14 protein-coding genes are annotated in these 14,084 nt (G+C 73.6%); 9 read left to right on the plus strand and 5 right to left on the minus strand.

Annotated features, from left to right (window positions below):
* Nucleotide 1: 1 nt before the first annotated feature.
* The 3 genes from JE024_RS13090 to JE024_RS13100 are packed head-to-tail and all read right to left on the minus strand — an operon-like array spanning nucleotide 2 to nucleotide 3,826.
* Nucleotides 2–1,477: an exopolysaccharide biosynthesis polyprenyl glycosylphosphotransferase gene (locus JE024_RS13090; RefSeq protein ID WP_205373762.1), complete on the minus strand. Its 1,476-nt coding sequence runs from the start codon at nucleotides 1,475–1,477 to the stop codon at nucleotides 2–4.
* Nucleotides 1,474–2,670 (minus strand): glycosyltransferase family 4 protein, encoded by a 1,197-nt coding sequence (locus JE024_RS13095; RefSeq protein ID WP_205373763.1) that lies wholly within the window; start codon nucleotides 2,668–2,670, stop codon nucleotides 1,474–1,476. The genes JE024_RS13090 and JE024_RS13095 overlap by 4 nt, the downstream gene beginning before the upstream one ends.
* Before the next feature lie 52 nt (nucleotides 2,671–2,722).
* Nucleotides 2,723–3,826, minus strand: a complete 1,104-nt coding sequence (locus JE024_RS13100) for a DUF3344 domain-containing protein (RefSeq protein WP_205373764.1) — start codon at nucleotides 3,824–3,826, stop codon at nucleotides 2,723–2,725.
* Between the two features lie 342 nt (nucleotides 3,827–4,168).
* On the opposite strand from JE024_RS13100, the gene JE024_RS13105 reads away from it, so the two are divergent.
* Both JE024_RS13105 and JE024_RS13110 read left to right on the plus strand, forming a co-directional pair.
* On the plus strand, nucleotides 4,169–4,465 hold the full coding sequence (locus JE024_RS13105) for a hypothetical protein (RefSeq protein ID WP_205373765.1): 297 nt from the start codon (nucleotides 4,169–4,171) through the stop codon (nucleotides 4,463–4,465).
* 145 nt (nucleotides 4,466–4,610) lie between these two features.
* Nucleotides 4,611–5,024 (plus strand): rodlin, encoded by a 414-nt coding sequence (locus JE024_RS13110; protein ID WP_205373766.1) that lies wholly within the window; start codon nucleotides 4,611–4,613, stop codon nucleotides 5,022–5,024.
* Between the two features lie 86 nt (nucleotides 5,025–5,110).
* On the opposite strand, the gene JE024_RS13115 is transcribed toward JE024_RS13110, so the two are convergent.
* The gene (locus tag JE024_RS13115; protein WP_205373767.1) at nucleotides 5,111–5,773 is read right to left on the minus strand and encodes a vitamin K epoxide reductase family protein; all 663 of its coding nucleotides are present in this window, start codon (nucleotides 5,771–5,773) and stop codon (nucleotides 5,111–5,113) included.
* Nucleotides 5,774–6,002: 229 nt separating this feature from the next.
* On the opposite strand from JE024_RS13115, the gene JE024_RS13120 reads away from it, so the two are divergent.
* On the plus strand, nucleotides 6,003–6,416 hold the full coding sequence (locus JE024_RS13120) for a rodlin (protein WP_187742093.1): 414 nt from the start codon (nucleotides 6,003–6,005) through the stop codon (nucleotides 6,414–6,416).
* Between the two features lie 316 nt (nucleotides 6,417–6,732).
* Nucleotides 6,733–6,966, plus strand: a complete 234-nt coding sequence (locus JE024_RS13125; protein WP_205373768.1) for a chaplin — start codon at nucleotides 6,733–6,735, stop codon at nucleotides 6,964–6,966.
* 82 nt (nucleotides 6,967–7,048) lie between these two features.
* Here JE024_RS13125 and JE024_RS13130 read toward each other — a convergent pair whose 3' ends face one another.
* Entirely contained in the window at nucleotides 7,049–7,849 is an 801-nt protein-coding gene (locus tag JE024_RS13130) for a putative protein N(5)-glutamine methyltransferase (protein WP_205373769.1), read from the minus strand.
* A gap of 362 nt (nucleotides 7,850–8,211) precedes the next feature.
* Between JE024_RS13130 and JE024_RS13135 the strand changes: the two genes are divergently transcribed.
* From JE024_RS13135 to JE024_RS13155, 5 genes are all read left to right on the plus strand, one after another.
* Nucleotides 8,212–9,423: a pyridoxal phosphate-dependent aminotransferase gene (locus JE024_RS13135; RefSeq protein WP_205373770.1), complete on the plus strand. Its 1,212-nt coding sequence runs from the start codon at nucleotides 8,212–8,214 to the stop codon at nucleotides 9,421–9,423.
* 98 nt (nucleotides 9,424–9,521) lie between these two features.
* A complete protein-coding gene (locus JE024_RS13140) occupies nucleotides 9,522–9,908 on the plus strand; it encodes an SCO4983 family protein (protein ID WP_205373771.1) in 387 nt (128 codons plus the stop codon).
* Between the two features lie 235 nt (nucleotides 9,909–10,143).
* Nucleotides 10,144–11,247 carry a hypothetical protein gene (locus JE024_RS13145; protein ID WP_205373772.1) on the plus strand — a complete coding sequence of 368 codons (1,104 nt, stop codon included), beginning with the start codon at nucleotides 10,144–10,146 and terminating at the stop codon, nucleotides 11,245–11,247.
* A 14-nt stretch (nucleotides 11,248–11,261) separates the two neighbouring features.
* A complete protein-coding gene (locus tag JE024_RS13150; RefSeq protein ID WP_244882819.1) occupies nucleotides 11,262–12,437 on the plus strand; it encodes a toxic anion resistance protein in 1,176 nt (391 codons plus the stop codon).
* Nucleotides 12,434–14,077 (plus strand): vWA domain-containing protein, encoded by a 1,644-nt coding sequence (locus tag JE024_RS13155; protein WP_205373774.1) that lies wholly within the window; start codon nucleotides 12,434–12,436, stop codon nucleotides 14,075–14,077. The genes JE024_RS13150 and JE024_RS13155 overlap by 4 nt, the downstream gene beginning before the upstream one ends.
* The last annotated feature ends 7 nt before the right edge of the window (nucleotides 14,078–14,084 follow it).

Genomic DNA, 14,084 nt, shown 5'->3' on the forward strand with positions numbered 1-14,084 from the left:
GTCAGCTGCCTCCGGGCCGGAAGAGGGACGCGACGGTGCGCAGCAGGATGCACACGTCCTGCCACAGCGACCAGGTGTCGATGTAGTGGTTGTCGAACCGGGCGCGCTCCTCGATGGAGGTGTCCCCGCGCAGCCCGTTGACCTGGGCGAGTCCGGTGATGCCGGCGGGCATCCGGTGCCGGGCGGCGTAGCCGGGGTAGGTGTGGCTGAACTTGGCGACGAAGTAGGGCCGTTCGGGGCGGGGGCCGACCAGGCTCATGTCGCCGCGGAGCACGTTCCACAGCTGCGGCAGCTCGTCGAGCGAGGTGCGGCGCAGGATGCTGCCGGTGCGGCTCATCCGGCGGTCGCGGGCGACGCTCCAGCGGGTCGCGGACTCGTGCTCGTCGCTGGGGCGCAGGGTGCGGAACTTCAGCAGGGTGAACGGTTCGCCGTCGAGGCCGACGCGTTCCTGGCGGAAGATCACCCCGGGTCCGTCGGCGCACCGCACGGCCAGCGCGCAGACGGCGAGCACGGGGGACGCGGCGAGCAGGGCGACGCCCGCGACGGCGGCGTCCATGGCCCGCTTGGCGGCCCGGGCGGCGGTCGCCCGGCGGACGGCCGTCTCCAGCGGCCGGACGGCGAACCCCCACAGGTGGTCCTGGCGCGGCACCCGGGGGCCGGCGGGCCCGCCGGCCGGATCGGCGGCGCCGCCGTCGACGAGCCAGATCCGGCAGCCGTGCTCGGCGAAGAGCCCGGCCAGCGCCGGGTTCTCGGGCGGCGCGGTGAACAGCGCGTGCCGCACCGCGTTCTGGATGACGGCGCGGCTGACGTCCTCGGGGGTGAGGAGCACGGGCAGCGTGGTGGGGTCGGCCGGTCCGCCGACGTGGTGGAGGTCGACGCGTCCGACGGGGCGCATCCCGTAGCCGGGGTGGGCGTAGAGCGCGGCGGTGACCTGGTGGGCGACCGGGCCCCGGCCGACGACGAGCGCGGAGCGGGGCCGGCGCGCGGCGGTCCGCCGGCGGGCCCGGTGGACGGCGGCCCGGCCGGCGCAGGCGAGGAGCGCCTGGAGGGCGGCGCCGCAGGCGACGGCGGCGGGGCCGGTGGCGTAGTGGGGGGCGTACGCGGTGAACGCCTCGGCCAGGGCGTACCACTGGACGACGGCGAGCAGGAAGAGCGCGGGCAGTTCGGCGAGCGCGGACGGCGAGAGGCTGCGGCGGTACAGGCCCCGCCAGGTGTGCAGCGCGCAGCCCGCGAGGGCGAGCAGCACGGCGGCGGCCGGCGCGGGCCATGGCACGGCGGGGACGAGCAGCGTCGCGAGGCAGGCGGCCGCGGCGTCGGCGGCGAGCAGTGCGAAGGGCCGTCTCCGGTGCCGGATGCGGCGTCTGGCGTGCGCGGCGGGCCGGCGTCCGGCGGCGCCGCGCGGCGGGTGCACCGAGGGCACCCGGCGGGTGGCCGTCAGGGAGGCCGGGTGGGGCGCGGGGGCGCTCTCCGTCGTCATCGTTGGGTGCGCTTCCTGGTCAGGGGTCGGTGCGTGCTGAGGAGTTCCTGGTACAGGCCGAGCACGGCCCCGGCCGTGCGCCGCACGTCGAAGGAGGCGCGGACGTGCGCCGCGGCCCGGCGGGCGGCCCGGGTGCGCAGCCGGTCGTCGAGGAGCAGCCGGACGAGGGCGGCGGCGAGCGCGGCCGGGTCCTCCGGCGGGACGACGAGGTGGTCCTCCTCCCCCGGCGGGAGGCTCTCGCGGGCGCCGCTGACGTCGGTCAGGACGACGGGCCGGCCGCACGCCATGGCCTCCAGCGGGGCGAGCGCCATGCCCTCCCAGCGGGAGGGCAGCACCACGGCGTCGGCGGCGTACAGCCAGGGCCGGACGTCGTCGCGCGGGCCGGCCAGGAGCACGCCCGGCGGGGCGGCGGCGCCGAGGGACGCGGCGTCGGGGCCGTCGCCGACGAGTGCCAGGCGGGCGCCGGGGACGGCCCGGGCGACGGCGGGCCACGCGGCGAGCAGCACGTCCTGGCCCTTCTGGCGGCAGAGCCGGCCGACGCACACCACCAGCGGGGCGCCGGTGCCCCCGGGCGGGGGCGCCCCCGTGCCGGCGGCGAGGACGGTCCTGGCCTCGGTCCTGCGGCGGCCCTCGGCGTCGTCCGGGAAGCGGGCGAGGTCGATCCCGTTGCGGATGACGGTCCAGCGGGCCCGGATCCCGGCCGCCTCCCCCGCCCGGCGCTCGCTGTCGCTGACGCACAGGGTCCGGGTGGACCAGCGGGTGCCGTACCGCTCCCAGCCGAGGGCGAGGCGGGCCTCGCGGCCCTGCACGGCGTCGAAGGACCAGGCGTGCGGCTGGAAGACGGTGGGGACGCGGCCGCGGACGGCGAGCCGTCCGGCGAGCCCGGCCTTGGCGCTGTGCGCGTGGACGACATGCGGCCGGGCGTCCTGGATCAGTCGGGACGCCGTGAGCACCTCCCGGGCGAGCGAGGGGCCGGGCGAGCGTTCGGCGGTCCACGGACGGACGGTGGCACCGGCGGCGGCGGCCTCGGCGGCGAGGGGCCCGCCGGGAGGGCAGGCGACCACGGGGCGTACGCCGGCGCGGATCTGCGCGCGCACCAGGTCGGTGACGACGCGTGCCACCCCTCCCTCGACCGGCTGGACCAGGTGGAACACCGTCAGCCGGCTCTTCTCGGTCCGGTCTCTGTGCAGCACATGGGACTCTTTTCGAACAGGCGTGAACGCGGTGGCGGTGGCGGGCGGTTGCTCAGCGGCGCGCGTCGGCCTGCACGAACAGGGCGCCGAGGAAGAAGCCGTCCTCCTCGCCGGTGAAGCGGAAGGTCAGCGCCTTCGCCCCGGCGTCGAGGGCGGGTGTGATGTCGACGACGTCCGAGTCGTAGCCCAGCGTGTTGCGGTACGCGGGACGGGTTCCGGCGAGCGGCCGGCCGAGGTCGGTGATGGTGGAGTTCATCGCGTCGGTGCGCGGATTGGCCGGATCGGTGAGCGGCACGGCGGCCCGCCCGGGGGCGCGTACGGTCACCGAGTCGCCGCTCGCGCCGCGGTCGCCGTCGTAGGCGACGATCCCGGCGCGTCCGGCGGAGCGGGGCCCGACGCCCAGGCCGCCGAGGGTCACCTCGTGCGCGGCGCGGCCGCCGCCGACGGTCTCGAAGCCGTCCCAGAGGGCGAGTTCGCGCAGCGGCTCGCGCTCGTCCTCGTAGGCGACGACCAGGGTCCAGCCGCCCCAGGAGCCCGCGGCCGAGTGGCCCATGGCGACGTTGACCTGGGCGACCGTCCAGAGGCCCGAGCGGCTGCCGCGGACCAGCGGGGTGATGTCGGCGGACGCCTGGTAGGCGTCCTTGCCGTCGGCGTCGCGGTGCGCGATCCGGGTGTCGGCGAGGACCTCCTTGTAGCGCCCGCCGGGCTCCGCGATCAGGACCCGGCCGTTGTCCTTCGGGGGCTTCTGCTCCCCGACCCGCAGATTGCCACCCCAGTACAGGCGGGCGTAGCGGACCTCGGAGTCCTCCGGCAGGGCGAGGGCGGCGCGGGTGGAGTTGTAGGTGTTGGGGTCGTCGTCGAGGTCGGCGTAGAACATGTCGTAGTCGCTGTTGGCGCCGTCCGCCCCGCGCCGCAGCGCCGCGCAGGAGGCGGCCGCGGTCGTCCGCGGGGTACGGCAGGTGATGGCCGAGTTGGCCACGCGGACGATCCCGCCGTGGTGCACCGCGTGGTAGCGCTCGGTGAACGCGATGCGGGGCGACTCGGCGGGGGCGGCGCTCCCGGGGGCGGCGGCGGCCGTGATCGGAGCGAGGGAAAGCGCCGTGCACAGCAGTGCGCACCGGACGCCTCGCGCAGCGAAGCCTGACGACTTCGGCATGACTGGCTCCCCATTTTCGGTCAAGGCGACAAAACAGGAGTGCACTTTGTCAGAAAGCTAGTTGGAAATCACGTCGGACTCGGTCGTTCGACCATCTGGGTGTGCTTGTATTTCCGCCTCGTACAGGCACGTTGTGCGCGGCGTGTCGCGCGCCCCCTGTACCCGCGATCCATTCCATCGTGTGATATCGCGCAACTTCGGGGCGAGTTGCTCGTTCATAGTCCTCGCGGGCCGCCCGCGTGCACGCGCCAGGCACGCGCCGCCGGAAAGGGTTTCCCCTCGCGGGGCCGCTCGTTAGCCCTGTGACGGCGGAGAACACCGCCGGGAACAGGAATGTGAAGAATGAAGTACTCGAGGGCCGCTGTCGTGCTCGCAGGTTCCGTGGCGGCGCTGGGCGCGGCCGCTCCGGCGTTCGCCGCCGGTGCCGAATCCGTCCCCATGAGCCTCAACGGCGGTGTCGCCGAGGCGGTCTCCACCCTTCCGCAGCTCGACGACGTCACCCAGGCCGGGCCCGCCGCCGGGCAGGCGACCGAGGCCGTGATGGAGCTCAACAATCTGCGCGGAAACGCCCCCGAGCAGGTCCTGAAGACCGTCGCCGCCACCACGCCGATGCTCGGCGGAATTTCGCTGGGCGGCTGATCAGCTCCCGTATCGCTGTTCGGGCCCTGCGTCAGCAGCCGTGCGGAAGAGGGCCTTTGGAGTGAACCGAGAGAACCAAATCCCAATGACCACGGTTGGGCAGGCAGCTCCGATGGTGGGCAATTCCGAAACAGAAGGACGGAACATGTTCAAGAAGGTTATGGCTACGGCGGCTCTCTCGCTCTCCGTGGCTGCCGCCGGTGCCGCGATGGCACCCCAGGCTATGGCCGTCGGCGACAACGAGGGCACGTTCTCCAAGAGCGGCAACGACTCCTCCCAGGAGTACGGCAACGCGGAGACCTACGGCGACATGAGCCCGCAGATGAGCCTCGTGCAGGGCTCGCTGAACAAGCCGTGTGTCGGCCTGCCGCTGAAGGCCAACGTGGGCTCCCTCGTCGGCGCCATCCCGGTCGCCCTCCAGGACATCCCGATCCTGTCGGCCCCGCAGAACCAGCAGTGCGTCGAGAACTCGACGCAGGCCAAGGGCGACGAGCCCCTGTCGCACATCCTGAACGACATCCCGGTCCTGTCCGCGAACGGCGCCTCCGTCCGCGACTGACGCACCGCACAGGAGCCCCGGCGCCGTCAGGCGGCCGGGGCTCCCGTGCGTCGTGGACCCGCCGCGGGGACGGGGTCCGGGGGCGGTCAGGAGGTCCAGAAGTCCCACCAGCGGGTCAGGACCAGCATGCCGACGGCGCCGATGTGCAGCACGGGCGGTGCCCAGGCGAACTCGCCGAAGAAGGTGCGCAGCGCGGCCGGCGCGGGCAGCACGCCGTGCCGGACGTTGTGGGCGGTGACGTACCAGAACATGACGATGGTGGCCGTCCACGCCAGCGAGCACCACAGGCACAGGGCGTTGATCTCGTACAGCGACTGCTGCATCAGCCAGGTGCAGAAGCCGACGCCGAACAGGCAGCCGGCGTTCAGCCCGAGCCAGTACCAGCGGCGGTGGCGGGCGCCGGCCAGCAGCGCGGCGCCGATCGCGACCACCACCGCGTAGGCGACCAGGCCCAGCATCGGGTTGGGGAAGCCGAACACGGCCGCCTGCTCGCTCTTCATGATGCTGCCGCAGGAGACCACCGGGTTCAGGCTGCATCCCGGGGTGAAGCCCGGGTCCTGGAGCAGCTTGAACTTGTCGATGGTGATCACCCAGGCGGCCAGCACCCCCGCGGCCCCGGTGACCACCAGCATCCACGCGAAGGCGCGGCTCGCCCCGATCCCGTCCGGAACCGGGGTCCGCGCGGCACGGCGCCCTCCCCGCCTGTCCCGCTGTTCGACGGACAGAGTTCCGGAAGTCGACATTGTCATAGGGAATTCACCACTCGCTCGACTCGATGGGATCCGCCCATTGTGCCGCACCCGACCGGGCCCTCCGGAGTGAAGAATCCATTCACCTCCCCGCCCGCCCGCACTGCCTCCGGCGGAGCAATCCGACCGGGGTGCGGCATTCGGGTGAACGCCCGCAACCAAACGCGGCGGCCATCTGTTGATCAGGCTGCACCGCGTTCGCGCGTTCACAAAGAAAAGGGACAAGTAAGTGATCAAGAAGATTCTGACGACGGCCATGGTCACCGCTTCGATGGTGGGCGCCGGCGCGGCCATGGCCCCGCAGGCTCTCGCCGTGGGCGACAACGAGGGCACCTTCTCGGAGAGCGGCACCGGCGCCTCGCAGTCCTACGGCAACGCCGCCACCCACGGCGACATGAGCCCGCAGATGAGCCTGGTCCAGGGTTCGCTCAACAAGCCCTGCATCGGTCTGCCGGCCAAGGCCAACGTCGGTTCGCTGGTCGGCCTCGTCCCGATCGCGGTCCAGGACATCCCGATCCTGTCCGCCCCGCAGAACCAGCAGTGCGTCGAGAACTCGACGCAGGCCAAGGGCGACGAGCCCCTGTCGCACATCCTCAGCGACATCCCGATCCTGTCGGAGAACGGCGTCTCCGCCCGCGACTGACGCAGCGGCGAGAATGCCCCCGTGCGCCCCGCGCACGGGGGCATTCCCCTGTTCCGGCCATTTCCCCGGGAAATGCCGACTCTTCGCACATTCATTCATCACATCATCATGAATTCATTGATGGATTCCGCTCAACGGTTCGACCCATTATCGGTGAGGCATACGAGTGACTTTTCGAACCGGCGGTCTCCGACCGGTTTCCCATCGGGAAGCGAATCGTTACCAGTCTGCGGAGGCGCACGCCCGCAGCACCCCTGATGCGGCTGCGCGGCGCGAAGGCCGCGCCGCGTACCGCGCCCCTGCTGAAAGGATCGAAATGATGCACAAGAAGGCTGCAGCCGTGGTCGCGGGTCTCGTCCTGGCCCTCGGCGGTGCCACGCCCGCCATGGCCGACGCGGGTGCCGCGGGCGCCGCTGTCGGTTCCCCGGGCGTGCTCTCGGGCAACGTGATCCAGGTCCCGATCCACATCCCGGTGAACGTCTGCGGCAACTCGATCAACGTGATCGGGCTGCTGAACCCGGCGATCGGCAACACCTGCATCAACGCCTGACGTACCGTCACGACGCCCTGAGGGCACGGTGACCGAGAAGCCCCGGGGAGCGGCCCGCCGCCCCCCGGGGCTTCTCGCATGCCTACCGGGCCACCGCCGCCAAGGTGCCGCTGACCACGGTGGCCTCCCGTTCGCCGCAGACCTCGACCTGCGGCACGAGGCCGTGCGCGGTGAACGCCGCCACCGTCCACGGCGTCTGCCGGCCGCTGGTCTCGACGAGGAGCACCCCGCCGGGGGCGAGCCACCGCGCCGCCCCGGCGGCGACCCGGCGCTGGACGTCCAGACCGTCGGCGCCGCCGTCGAGCGCGACCCGCGGCTCGTGGTCCCGCGCCTCGGCGGGCAGCAGGGCGATCTCGCCGGTGGGCACGTAGGGGGCGTTGGCGAGCAGGACGTCGACCCGGCCCCTGAGCCCGGCGGGCAGCGGCGCGTAGAGGTCGCCCCGGTGGACCCGGCCCCCGAAGGGCGCGACGTTGCGGCGGGCGCAGCGCACGGCGGCCGGCTCGATGTCGGCGGCGTGGAGTTCGCCGCCGCCGAGCGCGTGGACCACGGCGGCGCCGAGCGCCCCGGAACCGCAGCAGAGATCGACCACCACGGCGCCGGGCGGGGCGAGGGCGGCGGCGCGTTCGACGAGGAACTCGGTCCGCCGGCGGGGGACGAAGACACCGGGGTCCACGGCGATCCGCAGACCGCGGAACTCGGCCCAGCCGACGACGTGTTCCAGCGGGAGGCCGCCGGCGCGGCGGGCGGCCATGGTGTGCAGTTCGGCGGTGTCGCGGGCGGCGGCCGCGAGGAGCGCGGCCTCGTCCTCGGCGAAGACGCAGCCCGCGGCACGCAGGGTGGTGACGACGGAGGGGAGAGCGGGGGATGTCGGCGGAACCGGCATGGAAAGCCTTTCGGGTACCCGAGGGCGCCCTCGCGGTCACCTACACCCGGTGGACCGCACGGCCTGTGGAGGAGGGCACCCGGCCTGCTGCTGCGGAGATCGGGCTCACCTCCCGGGTCGGTCCTGACATGCGCGGACGCACACCTTATCGCACGGACACCACCCGTCCGGGGTGCCCGGGTGACGAGCGCAACACCCGGTCGCCGATCGAGGGAATCGCAGGCCGCCGCCCGGCGGGAGCCCCCTTTCGAAGGACGCCGGGCGGCCCTGCCAGCGGAAGCAGCAAACCGGGATATTCGCCCCATGCTTTTCGCGGACCGCGGTCCGGAGCGATCACCTCCGGACCCCGGTAGCCTCACGGCATGCAGGTGATCCAGTCCACGAAGCTCGCCAATGTCTGTTACGAGATCCGGGGCCCGGTCCTCGAGGAGGCGATGCGGCTCGAGGCGGCGGGGCACCGCATCCTCAAGCTGAACACGGGCAACCCCGCGGCCTTCGGTTTCGAGTGCCCGCCGGAGATCCTCGAGGACATCCTGCGCAACGTCGGCAGCGCCCACGGGTACGGCGACGCCAAGGGGCTGCTCTCGGCCCGCCGCGGCGTGATGCAGCACTACCAGACCAAGGGGATCGACCTCGACGTCGAGGACGTCTACCTGGGCAACGGCGTCTCCGAGCTGATCCAGATGTCGATGCAGGCCCTGCTCGACGACGGCGACGAGGTGCTCGTGCCGTCGCCCGACTACCCGCTGTGGACGGCGTCGGTCTCGCTGTCCGGCGGCACGGCCGTGCACTACCGCTGCGACGAGCAGGCGGACTGGATGCCCGACCTGGCGGACATCGAGCGGAAGATCACCGACCGCACCAAGGCGATCGTGATCATCAACCCGAACAACCCCACCGGCGCGGTCTACGACGACGCGATGCTGCGCTCGCTCACCGAGATCGCCCGGCGGCACAACCTGGTGGTCTGCTCGGACGAGATCTACGACCGGATCCTCTACGACGGCGCCACCCACACGCCGACCGCCGCGATCGCGCCGGACCTGCTGGTCCTGACCTTCAACGGCCTCTCCAAGAACTACCGGGTGGCCGGCTACCGCTCGGGCTGGCTCGCGGTCTGCGGGCCGAAGGCGCACGCCTCCTCGTACATCGAGGGCCTGACGATCCTGGCCAACATGCGGCTGTGCGCCAACATGCCGTCGCAGCACGCGGTCGCCACGGCGCTCGGGGGGCGGCAGTCGATCGAGCAGCTGGTGCTCCCGGGCGGGCGCCTGCTGGAGCAGCGCGACACCGCGTACGACCTGCTGACGCAGATCCCGGGCATCACCTGCGTGAAGCCGAAGGGCGCGCTGTACCTGTTCCCGCGGCTCGACCCCGCGGTCTACAAGATCAAGGACGACCGGCAGATGGTGCTGGACCTGCTGCGGGCCGAGAAGATCATGGTCGTGCACGGGTCGGGCTTCAACTGGCCGGAACCCGATCACTTCCGGATCGTGACGCTGCCGTCGGCGGACGACCTGGCGGACGCGGTGACCCGGATCGGCACCTTCCTGGACGGCTACGGCCAGCACTGAGCACCGGCCCCGGGCGGGGGCGATCTCGCGAACGGCATCAACTTTAGACTGAATCCAATGTAGGATGGTCTCCTGACCGTGAGCAGGAGGCCATCCCCATGTACGAGCCGATCCGCAGCAAGTCGGTCCACTCGGTGGCCGACCCCGCGCAGTCGCCCCACCGCAGCCGCGAGGAGGAGCTGGACATCCAGCTCGCCGGGCATCTCGCCGCCCTGCTCGCCGTCACCGACGAGCTCGGTCTCGACGAGGCCGCCGAGGCCGTCGCCGCGCAGGTGGCCCGGCTGCGCGGCGCACCGCCGGCGCGGCACGCGGCGCTCAGCCGCTCCGACGACGCCGCCCTCCACCGCCGCGCGCACGCCCTCGCGGGCCGTGCCCTGGTCGTCGCCGCGTCCCGCGCCGACACGGCCGTCGCGATCCTGGCCGCCCAGCGCATGGACGCGCACGCGGCCGCCCTGAAGAGCCGCCACCTGGTCGGCACCTCCTGACGGCCCCGGTCCGCGGCCGGGGAGGCCGCGGACCGGGTTGCCACCTCTCCCCTTCTCCCCTCTCCGGCTCCCGTGCCGGGCGCGCCCGTGCGCCGGCCGGCCCCGGCAGGACCGGGGCGCCCCCGCCGGGCGGCTCCCGGTGTCCCCCGGCTCCGCGACCGCGCCGAAGTGGCCGGTTCCGGTTGCGTACTGGGATCACCCCTTCACCCCCCGTACACCGGACGCGCTCCGGAATGTGGGTTTCCGCGCGCACGCTTCAGCCGTGAGACGCATCGTGGGAATCGTCCTGGCGGTGCTGCTGATCGGGGGCGTGGCAGCCGCCCTCGTCGCAGGCCGCGACAGCCGGGACACGGGCACGGCAACGAAGACCGTGCGCGGGGTGATCGGGTCGGAGAAGGCGGAGTTCTTCGCCGACCCGGAGGTGGTGAAGGCCCTTGCTGCCAAGGGGTTCACCGTGACGACGGAGACGGCCGGGTCCTGGGACATGGACCAGCAGTCCCTTCAGGGACAGGACTTCGCCTTCCCGTCGTCCAAGGCGCCGGCCGACGCGCTGCGCGGCCGGTCGGCGATCCAGGCGGGCCCGCTGCGGCCGTTCTACTCGCCGCTGGTGGTGGTCGCGCACCGGGCCGCGGCCCAGGTGCTGGCAGGCAACGGCCTGGTCACCATGACCGGGGCGGCCAGGGGCACCCTGCGCATGGAGCCGTATCTCCGGGCCGCGGCCGACGACCGGACCTGGCAGCAGCTGAGGGGCGCCGACGCGCACGCCGAACTGTCGGGCACGGTCTTCGTGACCAGTACCGATCCCGTCGCCTCCAACTCCGGGGCGCTGTACCTGGCCGCCGCCTCGTACGTCGCGGACGGCGGGCGGGTGGCGGCCGACGAGGCGGCGGTGGAGCGCACCGCGCCGCTGCTGAGGAAGCTCATCCGGGTGCAGGGCGCCCAGCAGACCGGCAGCGACGCCCCGTTCCGCGACTTCGTCAGCGGGGTCGGCAACCCGCTGGTCCTCGTCTACGAGTCGCAGGTCGCCGCACTGCTGCTCCAGGGGCAGGACCCGGGTGACCTGATCGTGCTCTACCCGGACACGACCGTCTCCAGCGACCACACCCTGGTCCCGTTCACCGGGAGCGGGCGTGAACTGGGCACGCTGCTCGCCTCGGACGCCGGTCTGCGGGCGCTCGCCGTCCGGCACGGCTTCCGGCCGCAGGGCGCGGCGGCCGAGTTCACCGCCGCGACCGCCGGGCACACCGACCGTCTCGACCAGAAGCTGACCGGTGTCCGCCAGGCGCCCGTGCCGACCGCCGCGGTCCTGCGCACGATGGCCCAGCGGGCCCGGTCGTAGGGGGAATGACCGGCATGAACGAGCAGACCGTACCTCTCGTCCTCACCCCGCCCGAGCCCGTGCCGCCCGTCCACGCCGAGCAGGCGGCCGGACTGGTGCCGCTGGACGGGGCGGTGCGCGAGGAGATGGCCCGGCGCGCCGCGGACTTCGTCGCGTCACTGACCGGTGTGGACGCCAGGTCACCGGAGTTCGCGCGCCGCGTCGGGGAGATCGACCGGCTCGGCGAGGGCGAGATGAAGGGCGCCGCCCAGCAGTCCAACCGGATGCTGGACCGCACCGTGAAGTCCCTGGCCGGCGACGGCGGTGACGCGCAGGCCCGGGTCGGCGCGTCGCTGGTCGAACTGCGGCGCGCCGTCGAGGACCTGGACCCGCGCGACACCCCGGGCAGGGGCGCGCGCAGGCTGCTGTCCCGGCTGCCCGGGGGCGACAGGTTCCGTGACCACGTGGCCCGGTACGCCTCCTCGCAGGCGACGCTGAACCGGATCGTCGGCTCGCTGCGCGGCGGCCAGGACGAACTGCGCCGGGACAACGCCGCGCTCGCCGCCGAGCGGGCCCGGCTGTGGGAGACCATGGGGCGGCTCCAGGAGTACACCGTCCTCACCGGAGCGCTCGACACCGCCGTCTCCGGGCGGATCGCCGCCGTGGAGGCGGCCGACCCTGAGGGGGCCGGCGCCCTGCGCGCGGACGTCCTGTTCCCGGTCCGCCAGAAGCACCAGGACCTGCTCACCCAGCTCGCCGTCTGCGCCCAGGGGTACCTGGCGATGGACGTCGTGCGGCGCAACAACGACGAACTCGTCAAGGGCGTGGACCGGGCCGCCACCACCACGGTCTCCGCGCTGCGGATCGCGGTGATGCTGGCGTCCGCGCTGGAGAGCCAGCGCCGGGTCGCCGCGCAGGTCGACACGCTCCGGTCGACGACCGAGGAACTGGTCCGGGGCAACGCGGAGATGCTCGCCACCCAGAGCGGCGGGATCCAGCGCATCGCGGCGGACCCGGCGGTCGGCGCCGAGACGCTGCGCTCGGCCTTCCAGCAGATCTACCGGACCCTCGACGCGATCGACGCGTACAGGGCCGAGGCCGCCGAGTCGATGGCGGCCACCGTGGAGTCGCTCGCCGGTGAGCTGCGGACCGCGAGCGGGTATCTGGAGCGGACCCGTGCGGCGGACCCGGCCGACGGCGGTGCGTCATGAGCCGCCGCGCCCTGGCGGGCGTGCTGCGGCGGGCGGTCCGTCCGCCGGGCCGCGTCCGCGCCGGGGAGCCGCGGCCGGCGCGGCGCCCGGCCGTCGCCGCCGCCGTGCTCGGGCTCGCGCTGCTCGCCGGGTGCACCGGCGCGGACGGCGGTGGCGGGGACGGCGACCGGGAGGGGCAGGGCCCGCCCGTCACCCTGCGGGTGCTGGCCTCCAGCGAACTTCAGGACATGCTCCCGGTGCTGGAGGAGGCGCGCCGGGCCACCGGGGTCTCTGTGTCGCCGACCTGGAGCGGCACCCTCGACGCCGTCGAGGAGGTGGCGTCGGGCCGGGCCGACGGGAAGTACGACGCGGTGTGGCTGTCCTCCAACGACTATCTGCGGCTGCGGCCCGGCATCGCCGGGCGGCTGAGCAGCGAGACGGCCGTCATGACGTCCCCGGTCGCCGTCGGGGTGCGCGAGGAGACGGCGAAGCGGCTGGGCTGGAAGGACGGCGAGGTGACCTGGTCGCGGATCCACCGCGCGGTCGCCGACGGGGAGCTGACCTACGGGATGACCGACCCGGTGCGCTCCAACTCCGGTTTCGCCGCCCTGGTCTCCGTCGCCTCGGGTCTGTCCGGCGCGCAGTCGGCGCTCACCGACGCCGACGTGGCGAAGGCCACGCCCCGGCTGAGGGAGTTCTTCGCCGGGCAGCGGCTCACCTCCGGGTCCTCGGGGTGGCTGGCCACCGCGTACACCCGGCGCACCACGGTGGACGCGCTGGTCAACTACGAGTCGGTGCTGCTGTCCATGAACCGCGACGACGGGGCCGGGCTCACGGTCCTGCGGCCGAAGGACGGAGTGGTCACGGCCGACTACCCGTTCACCCTGCTGACCTCGGCCCCGGCCGGGCAGCGGGAGGCGGGGCGGCGGCTCACCGCGTATCTGCGCGGGGCCGGGGCCCAGCGGGAGATCACCGCGCGGACGCTGCGCCGGCCGGTCGCCGTCGGGGTGGCGCCGGACGGCCGGCTCGGCTCCGGGCAGCGGCGCGAACTGCCGTTCCCCGGCACCCGGTCGGTCGCCGACGGGCTGCTGGAGGCGTACGACAACCGGCTGCGGCGGCCGTCGCGCACGGTGTACGTGCTGGACACCTCGGGCTCGATGCACGGTGACCGGCTGGACCGGCTGAAGGCGGCGCTCACCGGGCTCACCTCCGACTTCCGCGACCGGGAGGAGGTGACGCTGATGCCGTTCGGTTCGGCGGTCAAGCAGGTGCGCACCCACACCGTGGACCCGGCGCGCCCCGGTACCGCGCGGGAGGCGATCCGCGCGGACGCCGAGGCGCTCACCGCGCAGGGCGAGACGGCGATCTTCGGCAGTCTGCGGGAGGCGTACGAGCATCTCGGCGACGGGACCGGCGCGTTCACCTCGGTGGTGCTGATGACCGACGGGGAGAACACCGCGGGGCCGCGGGCCGCCGACTTCGGCGCGTACTACCGGGCGCTGCCGGCCGGGCGCCGTGAGACGCCGGTCTTCCCCATCGTCTTCGGCGACTCCGACCGGCGGGAGCTCCAGGACATCGCGGCGCTGACCGGCGGCAGGGTCTTCGACGCGACGGCCGGTTCGCTGGACGGGGCCTTCGGGGAGATCCGTGGCTATCAGTAGCGGGGCG

This window comes from Streptomyces zhihengii, assembly GCF_016919245.1.
GTDB lineage: Bacteria > Actinomycetota > Actinomycetes > Streptomycetales > Streptomycetaceae > Streptomyces > Streptomyces zhihengii.